Origin of the sequence: Microbacterium sp. NPDC091382, assembly GCF_044757025.1 — a bacterium.
Lineage (GTDB): Bacteria > Actinomycetota > Actinomycetes > Actinomycetales > Microbacteriaceae > Microbacterium.
In genome coordinates this window covers 832075-846095 of the sequence record NZ_JBIVUD010000001.1, presented here as the reverse complement: position 1 = coordinate 846095, position 14021 = coordinate 832075, and the positions used below count along the sequence as shown (strand labels likewise).

Below are 14021 nucleotides of genomic sequence, written 5' to 3'. Positions count from 1 at the left end.
CCATGACCACGACCGCCCACGCCGCCGTCCTCCACGACAAGGACGCTCCGTTCACCTTCGAGGACGTCACACTCGACGACATCCGCCCGAGCGAGATGCTCGTCAAGGTCGCCGCGACCGGCCTCTGCCACACCGACCTCGCGATCCAGCACGGCGACATCCCCGCGCCCTTCCCCTACGTCCTCGGCCACGAGGGCGCCGGGATCGTCGAGCAGGTCGGCGACGCCGTCACGGGGTACGCCGTCGGCGACAAGGTCGCCGTCTCGTTCGCCTCGTGCGGCCACTGCGCCAAGTGCGTGAGCGGCCAGGAGGCCTACTGCCGCAACTTCATGGCCCTCAACTTCGCCGGTGCGCGCGAGGACGGATCGTCGACGATAACCGCAGCCGACGGCTCGGCCGTCCACGGCTCGTTCTTCGGACAGTCCTCCTTCGCGAGCCACCTCATCGTCGAGGCGCGCAACGCCGTGAAGCTGCCCGAGGACGCCGACGTCGAGATCGCCGGCCCCCTCGGATGCGGTGTCCAGACCGGAGCGGGCACCGTCCTGAACTCGCTCGACGTCCCCGCCGGCGCCTCGATCATCGTCAGCGGGACCGGCGCCGTGGGCCTCTCGGCCATCATGGGCGCGAAGGTCGCCGGCGCGACGACCATCATCGCGGTCGACATCCTGCCCGAGCGTCTCGCGTTCGCCGAGAAGCTCGGCGCGACCCACACGGTCAACAGCAAGGACGAGGACGCGGTCGCCCGCATCCACGAGATCACCGGCGGCATCGGGGCGGACTACGCCGTCGACACGACCGCCGTGCCCGCGGTCGTCGAGACGCTCGCCGCCGCGACCGCCTTCGGCGCGAAGATCGCCCTCGTCGGCGTCCCGAAGCCCGGCGTCACGATCCCGCTCGGCTCGGTCTCGGGCGCCGGCAAGAGCTACATCGGTGCGATCGAAGGCGACGCCGTGCCGCAGACCTTCATCCCCGAGATGCTCGCCCTGCACGCTGCGGGCCGGTTCCCGTTCGACGAGCTCATCACGAAGTACGCGTTCGCCGACATCGAGAAGGCGATCGCCGACACCCAGTCCGGCAAGGCCGTCAAGGCCGTCCTCGTGATGCCCTGACACCCGCCCTCGTGCGCCGAAGCGTCGCAGATGGTCGCCTACCCGGTCGAGACGCGACCACCTGCGACGGCTCGACGTCGTCTCCGGCCTATAGGCGTGGGTCGATCGGGTCGGACTCCAGGGCGAGCACGCCGAACACCGCCTCGTGCACGCGCCAGAGCGGCTCGCCGGCGGTGAAGCGGTGCAGGGATTCGATCCCGAGGGCGTACTCCCGGGCGGCGAGCGAGCGCTTGTGCCCGACGTTGCGGTCCCGCAGGCGCGCGAGGTTCGCGGGGTCGGTGTAGTCCGGCCCGTAGATGATCCGCAGGTACTCACGCCCGCGCACCTTGATGCCCGGCTGCACGAGCCCCTTCTCGGTGCGCGTGAGGTTGGCGAACGGCTTCACGACCATCCCCTCCCCGCCGACCGCGGTGAGCTCCTCCCACCAGTGGACGGCCGCGGTGACGGATGCCTCGTCTCCGAGGTCGATCCGTCGTCGCCGCGTCGGCGTCACGAGATCGGGCGCGGCCGCGACGAGGCGGTCGGCGACTCCGAGGTGCCAGCCGTGGTCGCGCGTCTCGAACGTCACCTCACCCGCGGCGAGCACCTGGAACGGTGCGACGCGCGCGTCGGACTCGTCGCCGACGTACCGGCGATAGGCCGCGCGGAATCCGCGCGCGCCCTCGGCCCGTACCCGGTTCCGCGCAGCGAGGGCGCTGACGTCGATTCCGGATGCCGCGGCCCGGGCCAGCACGGTGGACGCGGCATCCGTGGCGGTCTCGGCCGCCGCAGCCACCGAGGCGTACAGATCGCGGATGAGGTCACCGGCTTTGAGCGACCAGGGCAGGATCTCCGCGTCGAGGAGAATCCACGACGAGCCGAACTCGTCCCACAGTCCGGCGCGCTCGATCGCCGCGTCCAGGCGGCCGAGCAGGTCGGCTTCGACGTCGGGCGCGAAGAAGGGACGACCGGTCCGCGTGTGGATCGCGCCGCGCCACCCCTCGGGCGCCGAGAACCGGGCCGGATCGCGCGAGACGAGCACGAGGGCGCGCGAGCCCATGTGCTTCTCCTCGGCGATGAGATCGGTCGCGCCGTTCGCGCGGTACGTCGCGAACGCCTCGTCGGGGTGCTCGAGGTATCCCTCGCGCGCCGACGTGTTGGGCGGTGACATGGTCGGCGGCAGGTGGATGAGCCAACGCGGGTCGGTCGCCCACCGGCTGATCGTCTCGAGCCCTCCGGCGGCCTGCTCCTCCTGGATGCCGACACGGCCGTGGAGGCTCGTCTGCACGATGATCTTGCCCTGCACATCGGCGAGGTCGAGCACGCCGGGGGCGCGCTGGGGCGCAGCGGGGGCGAGCGGACGGATCGGCTCGTACCAGACCTGCTCGGCCGGCACCGAGACGACCTCGCGCTCGGGGTACCGCATCGCCGAGAGCGCCCCGCCGAACACGCACCCGGTGTCGAGGCAGGCGGTGTTGTTCACCCACTCCACGGTCGGCACCGGCGTGTGCCCGTAGAGGACGACGGCCTTGCCGCGGTAGTCCTGCGCCCACGGATGCCGGACGGGCAGCCCGTACTCGTCGGTCTCACCGGTCGTCTCGCCGTAGAGCGCGAAGGCGCGCACCCGTCCGGACGCGCGACCGTGGTACTGCTCCTTGAGCCCGGCGTGGGCGACGACGAGGCGCCCCTCGTCGAGGATCAGGTGCGACACGAGGTCGTAGCAGAACGCCGCGACCTGCTCGCGGAACTCGGCGCTCTCGCCCGCCAGCTGGGCGAGAGTCTCCTCGAGTCCGTGCGAAACGGTCACCTTCGCGCCGCGGAGCGCGCGGACGAGCTTCGCCTCATGATTGCCCGGCACGGCGAGCGCGCTCCCCGAGGCGACCATCCCCATCGCGAGGCGCAGCACGCCGACGACGTCCGGGCCGCGGTCGACGAGGTCGCCGACGAAGACGACACGACGCCGCTCGGGATGCCGCGCGTCGACCGCGCGGCCCTGCTCGTCGCGCACGAGCTCGTAGCCGAGCTCGCCGAGCAGGGTCTCGAGCTCGCTGCGGCATCCGTGCACGTCTCCGATGACATCGAACGGGCCGCGCTCGTCGGTACGGTCGGTGAGCAGGCGCGCGCGTTCGATCGTGGCGCCGGCGACCTCCTCGGGGCTGCGGAGCACGTGCACCTTGCGGAATCCCTCGCGACCGAGGTGGCGGAGCCCGCGGCGCAGTTGATCGTTCTGCCGCTTCACGACGCCGGCGGGGATGTGCCGGTCGCTGCGCGCCGCGTTGCGTTCGACGGAGACCGCTTCGGGCACGTCGAAGACGATCGCGACCGGCAGCACGTCGTGCGCCTTCGCGAGCTCGACGAGCTTGCGTCTCGCCTCGGGCTGCACGCTCGTCGCGTCGACGACCGTGAGCAGGCCCGCGTCGAGGCGCTTGCCCGCGACGTACTGCAGCGCGTCGAAGGCGGCAGCGGTCACGGACTGGTCGGACTCGTCGTTACCGACCATGCCGCGGAAGGCGTCGCTCGAGAGCGTCTCGTACGGACCGAAGTGCTCCCGTGCGAAGGTCGATTTGCCCGAACCGGATGCCCCGACGAGGATGACGAGCGACAGGGCGGGGATGTCGAGGACGGTCATGCCGCGACCTCCTTCCGGAACAGGGCGAGCTGCGTGGGAGCGCCGCGGTCGGCATCCGCCTCACCCACCGGGCGGAACTCCACCGCGTACCCGTGGCGGGCCCCGACCGCCTCGGCCCACGCGCGGAACTCCTCGCGTGTCCACTCGAACCGGTGATCGTCGTGGCGGAATGCACCCGCGGGCAGGTCGGCGTAGAGGACGTTGTAGTCGGCGTTGGGGGTCGTGACGACGACGGCACCGGGCGCGGCGGAGGCGAACACCGCATCCTCGAGCGCGCCGAGCCGTGACGGATCGACGTGCTCGACGACCTCCATGAGAACCATCGCGTCGAAGCCGCGCAGGCGCTCGTCGCGGTAGACGACCGAGCCGTGGAGCAACTCGATGCGCTCGCGTTCGGCATCGGATGCCTCGGGCAGACGCAGCATCCGTGCCGCCTGATCCAGCGAGCGCGCCGAGACGTCGACGCCGACGATCTTCGTGAAGGAGCGGTCCTTCGCGAATCGGGCGAGGAGTGCTCCGGGACCGCACCCCATGTCGACGACGCGGTGCGCCCCGACGTCGGCGAGCGCGGCGAGAACCGCCTCGGCCCGGTGCTCGCGCAGCGGTGTCGGGCGGTCCGCCGGGGCGGACTCATCGAGCAGCGCGCGCTGGTGCACGAGGTAGCGCCGCGTGATGAGGTCGCGCTCGGGGTGGTCGGCGAGCCATCCCTCGCCGGCGCGCTCGAGCTTGCCGACCTCGTCGTCACCGACCCAGTAGTGCTTCGCGTCGTCGAGAACGGGGAGGAGGACGTAGAGCTGGCGGAGAGCCGCGGCGAGCCGGACCTCCCCAGTCAGCACGACCGAGCTGTAGCGCGAGTCGCCCCACTCGGGGTGGTCGCCGTCGAGCACGATGCGGGCCTGTTCGACCGTCCACCCGCAGGGTTCGAACAGCCGCCGCACGAGGCCCTCGTCACCGCGGGCCGATACGACCGGGATCTCGATCCGCAGGGGCAGGGCGGATGCCGCCAGCTCGGGGTACGTGTCGCTGCGCCCGGTCATCGCGGTGCGGAAGACCGTCCCGATCGCGACAGCGAGCATGCTCGAGGCGACGTACGGACGGTCGTTGACATAGTGCCCGAGAGCCCCGGCATCCCCTCGAAACCGCTTGTTGCGGACGAGCGCGATCGGATCGACCTCGAGCATCACCGCGACGGTGCAGCGCTCGGGAGTCGCCTCGGGGTAGAAGACGTGGATGTCGCCGACGGGCGCCGAGAAGGTCTGCACCTTGGCGGGGTGTTTGTGCACGAGGAATCCGAGCGCGGTCGCGTCCTGACCGTCGGTCGGCGCATAGGTCACCGTCACGAGCATCGTCGCCTCCCCCGTCGTGGCATCCGCCCCACTCTAGGGCGGCGGGGTTCGCTCGAGACGTCGCAGATGGTCGCCGTCGCCCGCGTCGCGCGACCATCTGCGACGGCTCGGCGGGGTTCAGACGGCCAGGAAATCGGCGACGCCGGTGAGCGCGCCGGGCTGAAGGCGGTAATACGCCCACGTGCCGCGCTTGGAGCGGGAGAGGAAGCCGGCCTCGGTCAGCACCTTGAGGTGGTGCGACACGGTGGGCTGCGAGAGGCCCACCGGCTCGATGAGGTCGCAGACGCAGGCCTCCTGGTCGGCGGACGAGGCGACGATCGAGAGGAGCCGCAACCGCGCCGGGTCGGCGAGTGCCTTCATCCTCGCCGCGAGACGCTCCGCCTCCGCCTGCCCGATCGGCTCCTTCACGAGCGGCGCGCAGCACACGGCGTCGCCGGTCACAGGACTCGGGATCACGGGAAGGATCGTCACCATGCATCGATGCTAATCGATATTGACAGTCATCGATAGATAACCGCATACTTTCATCGACATCCATCGATACGGAGGACCGGATGACGCTTCTCGACCTGACGCCCCGCGCGACGACGACGCCGCGGCTCGACACCCTGCCGGTCGTCGTCATCGGCGCCGGCCCCGTCGGGCTCGCCTCCGCCGCCAACCTCGTCGAGCGAGGGATCGATGTCATAGTCCTCGAAGCGGGTGACACGCCCGCCGCCGCCGTCCGGCGATGGGGCCACATCCGCCTCTTCTCACCGTGGCGGCATCTGATCGACCCGGCATCCCGTCGACTGCTCGCGGCCGCGGGGTGGACAGAGCCCGACACGGATGCCGCGCCCACCGGACGCGAGCTGGTCGAGTCGTACGTGACCCCCCTGGCCGAGCTCGACGCGCTGCGCCCCCGCATCCGCTACGGCTCCCGAGTGGTCGCCGTCGCTCGAGAAGGCATGGACCGGACTCGCAGCACCGGACGCGAGACGACCCCGTTCCTCGTCCGCTACGTCACCGCCGACGGGGCCGCCGAGCTCACGGCGCGGGCGGTCATCGACGCCTCCGGCACCTACAACTCCCCGAATCCACTGGGCTCGACCGGCCTCGCCCCGCTCGGCGGCTCGGGTCTCGGCGACCGACTCGTCCACCCACTGCCCGACGTCCTCGGCGTCGACCGTGCGCGCTTCGCGGGACGGCACACGACCGTTGTCGGCGCGGGACACTCCGCCGCGAACACGCTCCTCTCCCTCGCGACGCTCGCCGAGTCCGAACCCGGCACCCGCATCACCTGGCTCATCCGCAACGCATCCGCGATGCGCGTGTCGTCGTCTGCGGACGACGAGCTCGCCGATCGCGCCGCGCTCGGATCACGCCTGGACGCTCTCGTGCGCCGCGGCACGATCGAGAAGATCGACTCGTTCGAGATCGGCTCCGTCGAACGACACGGCGACGGAGTCCGGCTGTGCGGGATGCGGCGGGGCGCGGCATCCGTCCATGACGCCGACCTCGTCGTCGCGGCGACGGGGTTCCGACCCGATCTGTCGATGCTGCGCGAGATCCGTCTCGGCCTCGACGACATCGTCGAGGCGCCGGTCCGGCTCGCGCCGCTCATCGACCCGAACGTCCACTCGTGCGGGACGGTGGAACCGCACGGGTTCGACGAGCTGCGGCATCCCAAACACGGCTTCTTCATCGTCGGCATGAAGTCCTACGGACGCGCACCCACGTTCCTGCTGGCGACCGGCTACGAGCAGGTGCGCTCGGTCGCGGCATGGATCGACGGCGACATGCGCGCCGCGACGCAGGTCCGCCTCACGCTGCCGGCGACGGGCGTCTGCTCAACGGACCTGGGCGGGTGCTGCTGATGATCCGGGTGCGTCCGATGATGGCGCTCGACTGGCCGGACGTGGAGCGCATCCTCGCCTCAGGGATCGCGGGAGGGGAGGCGACCTTCGAGACGGCGACCCCGACGTGGGAGGCGTTCGACGCAGGAAAGGTGACGGACGCGCGCCTCGTCGCCGTCGACACCGACGACCGCACTGTCGGATGGGTCGCGGCATCCCGCGTCTCCGCTCGCGAGGTCTACCGCGGCGTCATCGAGCACTCGGTGTACGTCGACCCGGCGCACACCGGCCGGGGCGTGGGGCGCGCCCTGCTCGACGCGTTCATCGACGCCGCCGAGGCCGCCGGGTACTGGACGATACAGTCGAGCGTCTTCCCCGAGAACGACGTGAGCCTGCGCCTGCACGAGAGCGCCGGCTTCCGTGTCGTCGGGCGCCGCGAACGGATCGCCCGCTCGATGCTCGGAGCCCACGCCGGACGGTGGCGCGACACCCTCCTCCTCGAACGCCGATCGACCCGGAACGGACACGACACCCCATGACCGACACCCCCACCGTCCTGTTCGTCTGCGTCCACAACGCGGGGCGCTCGCAGATGGCCGCCGGCTACCTGCAGCACCTCGCGGGCGACCGCGTCGAGGTGCTGTCGGCCGGCTCCGAGCCGAAGGACGCGATCAACCCCGTCGCGATCGAGGCGATGGCCGAGGAGGGCATCGACATCGCGGCGAACACCCCGAAGCTGCTGACCGTCGATGCGGTCCGCGAGTCCGACGTCGTCATCACGATGGGATGCGGCGACGCCTGCCCGATCTTCCCCGGCAAGCGCTACGAGGACTGGCAGCTCGACGACCCCGCGGGCCAGGGCATCGCCGACGTCCGCCGCATCCGCGACGACATCCGCACCCGCGTCGGGGCGCTCCTGACCGAGCTGCTCCCCTGACTCACCTCGAGCGACGGCGGATGCCGCGGCTCGGTGCGCATGAAAGCGAAAACCCCCGCATCAGCGGGGGTTTTCAGAGCGGTGACGGTGGGATTTGAACCCACGGTAGGGGGTTACCCTACACAACTTTTCGAGAGTTGCACCTTCGGCCGCTCGGACACGTCACCGTCGTCCAGCTTACGACACGAGAGCGGATGCCGCGAACCGAGCGTCGTCCCGCCTCGCCGACGCGTCGCAGGTGGTCGCTTTCCGCCCGGGATCGCGACCATCCGCGACGTCTCGACGAGCGTGCGGACGGGTAGCGTCGCCGTGTGATCACCACCGGGGTCGACCTCGCCGCGCAGCCGGCGCGCACGGCGGTCGCGGTCGTCGACTGGCGCGCGGAGGGCGCCCGCCTCACGACGCTCCGGCTCGACAACACCGACGACGACATCGTCAGGCTCGCGGCGGGCGCGACGCGCATCGGCGTCGACTGCGCCTTCGGCTGGCCCGACGAGTTCGTCGCCTACGTCGCGGCGAACGCGCGAGGCGAGGGTCCCCACACGGACCTACGCGGCATCGCGGGACGCCGCCGACTCGCCTACCGCGCGACCGACCGCGTCGCGCACCGGATCACCGGCCGCCTTCCGCTCAGCGTCTCGACCGATCGCCTGGGGCTCACCGCGATGCGCTGCGCCGACCTGCTGGCGACATTCGCCGACGCCGGCGACGACGTCGACCGATCCGGCGCAACGGGACGACTCGTCGAGGTCTACCCCGCGGCATCCCTCCGACTCTGGGGAGTCGACGTCTCCGGATACAAGACGGATGCCGCGGCCCGGCAGACCGCGACGGCGAATCTCCTCACCGCGGCACCGTGGCTCACCGTCTCGCCCGATCAGCGCGCCCTGATGTCGACATCCGACGACGCGATCGACGCCGTCGTCGCCGCGCTCATCGCTCGGGCTCATGCGCTGCGCGCCACGCACCCCGTCCCGCCCGCCGAACTGGATCGCGCCCGCCGCGAGGGCTGGATCGCCCTGCCCGCCACCCCGCTCGCCGACCTCGACCCGACGTGACCCGTCGCTTCCCTCTCGGAATGTCGCCAGTTCCCGTCGGCTCGACTCTCCCCCGCCCCGAGCCGGGCCCGGGGCGTAACGTGAGCCTGTGAGCGTGCCTACGACATCCCCCCGTTTCGGGCTGATCGTCGCGATCGCCGCCCTCGCGTCGGCCGTCGCATTCCTCGACGGCACCGTCGTGAACGTCGCGCTCCCCGCCATCCGCGACGAGTTGGGCGGAGGGCTGTCCACCCAGCAGTGGGCGGTGGATGCCTACCTCCTCACCCTGAGCTCGCTCATCCTGTTCGCGGGGTCGGTGAGCGACGCGTTCGGGCGCGTGCTCGTCCTGCGCATCGGGCTGATCGGCTTCGGCATCGCCTCGATCGGTGTCGGGCTCGCGCCGGATCCGGTCGTGCTGATCATCGCCCGGGCGCTGCAGGGGGCCGCCGGCGCGTTCCTCGTGCCGAGTTCGCTCGCTCTCATCACGTCGCTCCTGAACGGCCCCGCCCAAGCGCGGGCGATCGGCCAGTGGACCGCGTGGACCACGGGCGCGAATCTCGCCGGCCCCCTCATCGGCGGGCTGTTCGTCGACCTGTTGTCGTGGCGCTTCGCCTTCCTCGTCAACATCCTCCCGATCGCGGTGACGTTCGTCCTCCTGACCCGCCTCGGCGATGTCGACCGTCGGCGCGACGACGCGCACATCGACCTCGTCAGTGCGGCCCTGTGCACACTGGGCCTCGGCGGCATCGTCTTCGCGCTCATCGAACAGCCCAACCTGGGGTGGGGGCATCCGGCGATCTGGATGCCGCTGGTCGCCGGCATCCTCCTGTTCACGGCGTTCCTGCTGCGTCAGCGCACGGTCCGCTCACCCATCCTCCCGCTCGGGATCTTCCGTGTCCGGAACTTCTGGACCGGCAACCTCGCCACCTTCTTCATCTACGCGGCACTCTCGTTGAACGGCTTCGTCGTCGGGGTCTACCTGCAGCAGGGCGCGGGACTGAGCGCGACCTTCGCGGGCCTCGCGAGCCTGCCCACGACCCTCGCCCTGATCGCGCTCAGCTCCGTCGTCGGCGGTTGGGTGAACAGGTTCGGTCCGCGCCTGTTCATGACCGTCGGTCCGCTCGTCATGGCGGTCGGGGCGCTCATGCTCCTCGCCGTCCGCGAGGACTTCGACTACTGGACGCAGGTCCTCCCGGGTCTCGTCGTCTTCGGCCTGGGACTCGGCATCACGGTGTCGCCGCTGACCTCGACGATCCTGGGGGCGATCGGCGGCGAACGCTCCGGCATCGCGTCGGCGACGAACAACGCCGTCTCGCGCATCGCCGGGCTCGTCGTCATCGCGATCCTCGCCGTCATCATCGGCGGGGCGCTCGATCTCGACGGGTTCCACCGGGCCGCCATCGTCACCGCCGTGCTGATGGCGGCCGGTGCGGTGGTCTCTTTCCTCGGCATCCGCAGGCCGGCCACGGCCGACGAGCCGGCTCCCTGATTTCCACGGCCGGATCCGGGCCTGCGGCATCCGTCGACTGCCACACTGGCGGTATGAGCGTCATCGAGAACTCGAAACTGACCGTCGTCGGCGCGGGCGCCGTCGGATCGAGCGTCGCCTACGCCGCCCTCATCCGCGGATCGGCGCGGCACGTCGCGCTGTACGACATCGCGGCCGAGAAGGTCGAGGCGGAAGTGCTCGACCTCGCCCACGGCGCGCAGTTCACCGGGTCGAGCGACATCTCCGGCGGGTCGGACGTCTCGGTCGCCGCCGGTTCGCACGTCGTCGTCATCACCGCCGGAGCGAAGCAGAACCCGGGCCAGACCCGCACCGAGCTGGCCGGGGTGAACGCCGGCATCCTGAGGCGGATGCTGCCCGAGCTGCTCGAGGTCGCTCCGAACGCCGTCTACGTCATCGTCACGAACCCGTGCGACGTGCTCACCGTCATCGGGCAGGAGGTCACCGGGCTGCCACCCGAGCGGATCTTCGCCTCGGGCACCGTGCTCGACACGTCGCGACTGCGGTGGAAGCTGGCGCAGCGCGCCGGGGTGTCGACCTCGAGCGTTCACGCATACATCGTCGGCGAGCACGGCGACACCGAGTTCCCGCACTGGTCTCGTGCCACGATCGGCACCGTCCCGATCCTCGACTGGCAGCCGCTCGACGGCCAGCCGCCCTTCACGACCGAGGAGCTCGACCGGATCGCTGTCGACGTGCGGGATGCCGCCTACACGGTGATCCGCGGAAAGGGAGCCACCAACTACGCGATCGGCCTCTCGAGCGCCCGCATCGTCGAGGCGATCCTCGGCGATCAGCACGCGGTGATGCCGGTGTCGACCGTCCTGAGCGACTTCCAGGGGGTCGACGGGGTGGCGCTCTCGGTGCCTTCCGTCGTCAGCAGCGCGGGTGCACGCCCCATCCTCGAGACCTCGTTCTCTGACGACGAACTGGCGCTCTTCCACCGTTCTGCCGATGCCCTGAGGACGGTCGCGGCGTCGTTGCGCTGAGCTCGTCGGGTCAGCGCCGGGAGCCTGCGGCGTCGGCGATGACCTTCGCGACCGTGTCGGCCTGCGAGATGAACAGCGCGTGGCTGCCGGGAACGTTCGTGATCTGCGCTCCGACGCGCGAGGCCATGTGCTGCAGCATCGCCTGGTCGAACGCCTTGTCCTCCGTGGCGATGACGGCCCAGCTCGGCTTGTCGCGCCATGCCGCTGCGGTGACGGGCTCGGCGAAGACCGACATGTTGACGGGCACCTGGCTGTCGGCGAGGAAGGCGGCATCCGCTTCGTCGATGTCGGCGGCGAACCCGGCGCGGAAGTGCTCGCGTGCGAGGTAACCGTACCCGTCCTCGCGGACGTCGATGACGAACTCCGGCGTCGCGGCGAAGCCCTCGTACTGCTGCCCGGACGACTCCCCCACGTCGGGGATCAGCGCCGAGACGTAGACGAGCCCGGCGACGTTCGGGTGGGTCCCCGCCTGCGTGATGACGGTGCCACCCCACGAGTGGCCGACGAGGATGGCCGGTCCGTCCTGCTGGTCGAGGACGCGCGTGGTCGCGGCGACGTCGGCCTCGAGAGAGGTCAGCGGGTTCTGGACGATCGATACGCGGAATCCGCGGGCCGTGAGGAGGTCGTACACCCGGCGCCAGCCGGAGCCGTCGGCGAAGGCTCCGTGGACGAGGACGACGTTCGTGATGTCTGCGATGTTCATGAATCTCTTCCTTTGCTGTCGTGGTCCCCCGATGGGGGTGTGGGGTGCAACGCTTCCGATACGCAATATATTGCATGCTAAGTACACGCACAAGAGCGGCTCAGAGAGGATGTCGGATGCCGCGATTAGCCTGAGGACATGGCTTCACGACGACCCGCCCCGACCGCGGCGTTCCGCTGCACAGAGTGCGGGTGGACGACCGCCAAGTGGGTCGGTCGGTGCGGCGAATGCCAGCAGTGGGGCACCGTGGTCGAGGCAGCGACGCAGACCGGGATCACGGCGTCCGTCACCCCCGTCAGCCCGACGCGCAGCGCGCGCCGCATCACCGAGATCGATACGCGCGAGACGCCGCGACGCTCGAGCGGCGTCGGCGAGTTCGATCGCGTCCTCGGCGGGGGAATCGTCCCCGGCGCGGCGATCCTGCTCTCCGGCGAGCCGGGCGTGGGCAAATCGACCCTGCTCCTCGAGGTGGCCGCGCAGAGCGCGCGCGCTGGACGACGCGTCCTCTACGTGAGCGCGGAGGAGTCCCTCAGCCAGGTCCGACTGCGCGCCGAACGCACCGGCGCCCTGCACGACGAGCTCTACCTCGCGAGCGAGACGGACCTCGCGACGACCCTCGGGCACGTCGACGACGTACGGCCCGACCTCCTCATCGTCGACTCCGTGCAGACGGTGTCATCGAGTCTGATCGACGGCGCGGCCGGACAGCCGAGCCAGGTGCGGGAGGTGGCATCCACCCTCATCCGCGTCGCGAAGGAACGCGACCTCCCCGTCGTGATCGTCGGACACGTCACGAAGGACGGCCAGGTCGCCGGACCCCGCATCCTCGAGCACCTCGTCGACGTCGTCTGTCACTTCGAAGGAGATCGTCAGACCTCCCTGCGGTTCGTGCGAGCCCTCAAGAACCGGTTCGGCGCGACCGATGAGGTCGGATGCTTCGACATGGCCGGCGACGGCATCGCCGAGGTACCCGACCCCAGCGCGCTCTTCCTCAGCAACCGTCCGAGCGAGCCCGGAACGTGCGTGACGGTCGCCCTTGAGGGGCGGCGTGCACTGCCCGTCGAGGTGCAGGCCCTGACGTTGCACACGTCGGCTCCGAACCCGCGGCGGATCGTGAGCGGTGTCGACGGCGCGCGCGTCGCGATGGTGCTCGCCGTACTCGAGAAGCGAGCCGGCATCAAGCTGTCGGATCAGGACGTGTACGTTTCGACCGTCGGCGGGGTGCGCCTCACCGAGCCGGCCGCCGATCTCGCCATCGCCCTCGCCATCGCGAGCGCCGCGGCCGAGCGCCCGAACCCGCCGAAGCTCGCGGCCATCGGGGAGCTGAGCCTGTCCGGTGAGATCCGTCGGGTCACCCAGCACGACCAGCGGCGGTCCGAAGCGGCGAGGCTCGGCTACCGCGCCGTCATCGACGCCGGCGCCGGCACTCTCCGGGACGCTCTCGCCCAGCGCTCACGCCACCACGCGCCCCGACCCGACGACCGGCCCGACTTCTGAGCGGATCAGGCATCCAGAGCGGCGATCAGGTCCGCCGGCGCTGCCTGCATGGGGTGGGGACCGGCGATGTCGAAGAAGACGGTGGTGATCTCCTCGCCGTACGTGCCGAGGAAGGCGCGCAGCCAGGCGGGAGACTGCAGCCCCACGCCCGGCGGAAGCGTCGCAGGCTTGTTGGCCGCGTCGCTGAAGAGAAGCAAAGCGACGTCGCCGGTGGCGGGGTCCCGGTACGTCCAGACTTCGCCCGAGTCCCGAGGATCGTCTCGCGCACCCGGACCCAGGAGCGGCACGACGGTCGGACCGTGGCGCAGCGCGAACGCGAGCGCCGCCATGTCCTGCGTCTGAAGGGCATCGGCCAGAGCCGTGTTGCGGAACTCGAGCGGCTTCTTCTCGCGCTTCTTCCCAGCCATCCCCACAGCCTAGGCGGGATGCCGCGCATCACCGCGCCGAGCCCGA

Annotated in this window: 13 protein-coding genes and 1 tRNA gene; 8 read left to right on the top strand and 6 right to left on the bottom strand. The window is 70.8% G+C overall.

The features are described 5' to 3' along the window. Positions 1-2 precede the first annotated feature (2 nt). A complete protein-coding gene (locus ACIQLK_RS04110) occupies positions 3-1109 on the top strand; it encodes an NAD(P)-dependent alcohol dehydrogenase (protein ID WP_400363028.1) in 1107 nt (368 codons plus the stop codon). Positions 1110-1197: 88 nt separating this feature from the next. Here ACIQLK_RS04110 and ACIQLK_RS04105 read toward each other — a convergent pair whose 3' ends face one another. The 3 genes from ACIQLK_RS04105 to ACIQLK_RS04095 all read right to left on the bottom strand — a co-directional run bounded on the left by ACIQLK_RS04105 (position 1198) and on the right by ACIQLK_RS04095 (position 5537). Next, on the bottom strand, positions 1198-3717 hold the full coding sequence (locus ACIQLK_RS04105) for a polynucleotide kinase-phosphatase (protein ID WP_400363027.1): 2520 nt from the start codon (positions 3715-3717) through the stop codon (positions 1198-1200). Then, positions 3714-5063 (bottom strand): 3' terminal RNA ribose 2'-O-methyltransferase Hen1, encoded by a 1350-nt coding sequence (locus tag ACIQLK_RS04100; protein WP_400363026.1) that lies wholly within the window; start codon positions 5061-5063, stop codon positions 3714-3716. The genes ACIQLK_RS04105 and ACIQLK_RS04100 overlap by 4 nt, the downstream gene beginning before the upstream one ends. Positions 5064-5180: 117 nt before the next feature. Next, entirely contained in the window at positions 5181-5537 is a 357-nt protein-coding gene (locus tag ACIQLK_RS04095) for a metalloregulator ArsR/SmtB family transcription factor (protein ID WP_400363025.1), read from the bottom strand. A gap of 80 nt (positions 5538-5617) precedes the next feature. Between ACIQLK_RS04095 and ACIQLK_RS04090 the strand changes: the two genes are divergently transcribed. Genes ACIQLK_RS04090 through ACIQLK_RS04080 form a run of 3 tightly spaced genes read left to right on the top strand, consistent with a single transcriptional unit; the run spans position 5618 to position 7835 of the window. Further along, positions 5618-6919, top strand: a complete 1302-nt coding sequence (locus tag ACIQLK_RS04090) for an NAD(P)-binding domain-containing protein (RefSeq protein WP_400363024.1) — start codon at positions 5618-5620, stop codon at positions 6917-6919. Further along, positions 6919-7437: a GNAT family N-acetyltransferase gene (locus tag ACIQLK_RS04085; RefSeq protein WP_400363023.1), complete on the top strand. Its 519-nt coding sequence runs from the start codon at positions 6919-6921 to the stop codon at positions 7435-7437. The genes ACIQLK_RS04090 and ACIQLK_RS04085 overlap by 1 nt, the downstream gene beginning before the upstream one ends. Then, complete coding sequence (locus ACIQLK_RS04080) at positions 7434-7835, top strand: arsenate reductase ArsC (protein WP_400363022.1); 402 nt, start codon at positions 7434-7436, stop codon at positions 7833-7835. Before ACIQLK_RS04085 ends, ACIQLK_RS04080 begins: the two co-directional genes overlap by 4 nt. Positions 7836-7914: 79 nt before the next feature. Here ACIQLK_RS04080 and ACIQLK_RS04075 read toward each other — a convergent pair. Beyond that, positions 7915-8002 (bottom strand) — tRNA-Ser (locus ACIQLK_RS04075). A 144-nt stretch (positions 8003-8146) separates the two neighbouring features. Here ACIQLK_RS04075 and ACIQLK_RS04070 point away from each other — a divergent pair. The 3 genes from ACIQLK_RS04070 (at position 8147) to ACIQLK_RS04060 (ending at position 11368) form a co-directional block, all read left to right on the top strand. Continuing rightward, positions 8147-8893 carry a DUF429 domain-containing protein gene (locus ACIQLK_RS04070; protein ID WP_400363021.1) on the top strand — a complete coding sequence of 249 codons (747 nt, stop codon included), beginning with the start codon at positions 8147-8149 and terminating at the stop codon, positions 8891-8893. An 88-nt stretch (positions 8894-8981) separates the two neighbouring features. Continuing rightward, positions 8982-10361, top strand: coding sequence for an MFS transporter (locus ACIQLK_RS04065; protein WP_400363020.1), 1380 nt, complete (start codon positions 8982-8984; stop codon positions 10359-10361). Between the two features lie 53 nt (positions 10362-10414). Then, on the top strand, positions 10415-11368 hold the full coding sequence (locus tag ACIQLK_RS04060) for an L-lactate dehydrogenase (RefSeq protein WP_400363019.1): 954 nt from the start codon (positions 10415-10417) through the stop codon (positions 11366-11368). 10 nt (positions 11369-11378) lie between these two features. Here ACIQLK_RS04060 and ACIQLK_RS04055 read toward each other — a convergent pair whose 3' ends face one another. Further along, entirely contained in the window at positions 11379-12071 is a 693-nt protein-coding gene (locus ACIQLK_RS04055) for an alpha/beta fold hydrolase (protein ID WP_400363018.1), read from the bottom strand. A gap of 138 nt (positions 12072-12209) precedes the next feature. Here ACIQLK_RS04055 and radA point away from each other — a divergent pair, with 138 nt between their 5' ends. Continuing rightward, positions 12210-13568 (top strand): DNA repair protein RadA, encoded by a 1359-nt coding sequence (radA, locus tag ACIQLK_RS04050; RefSeq protein ID WP_400363017.1) that lies wholly within the window; start codon positions 12210-12212, stop codon positions 13566-13568. 5 nt (positions 13569-13573) lie between these two features. Here the strand turns inward: radA and ACIQLK_RS04045 are convergent, their stop codons facing one another. After that, complete coding sequence (locus ACIQLK_RS04045; protein WP_400363016.1) at positions 13574-13975, bottom strand: dehydrogenase; 402 nt, start codon at positions 13973-13975, stop codon at positions 13574-13576. Between the last annotated feature and the right edge of the window lie 46 nt (positions 13976-14021).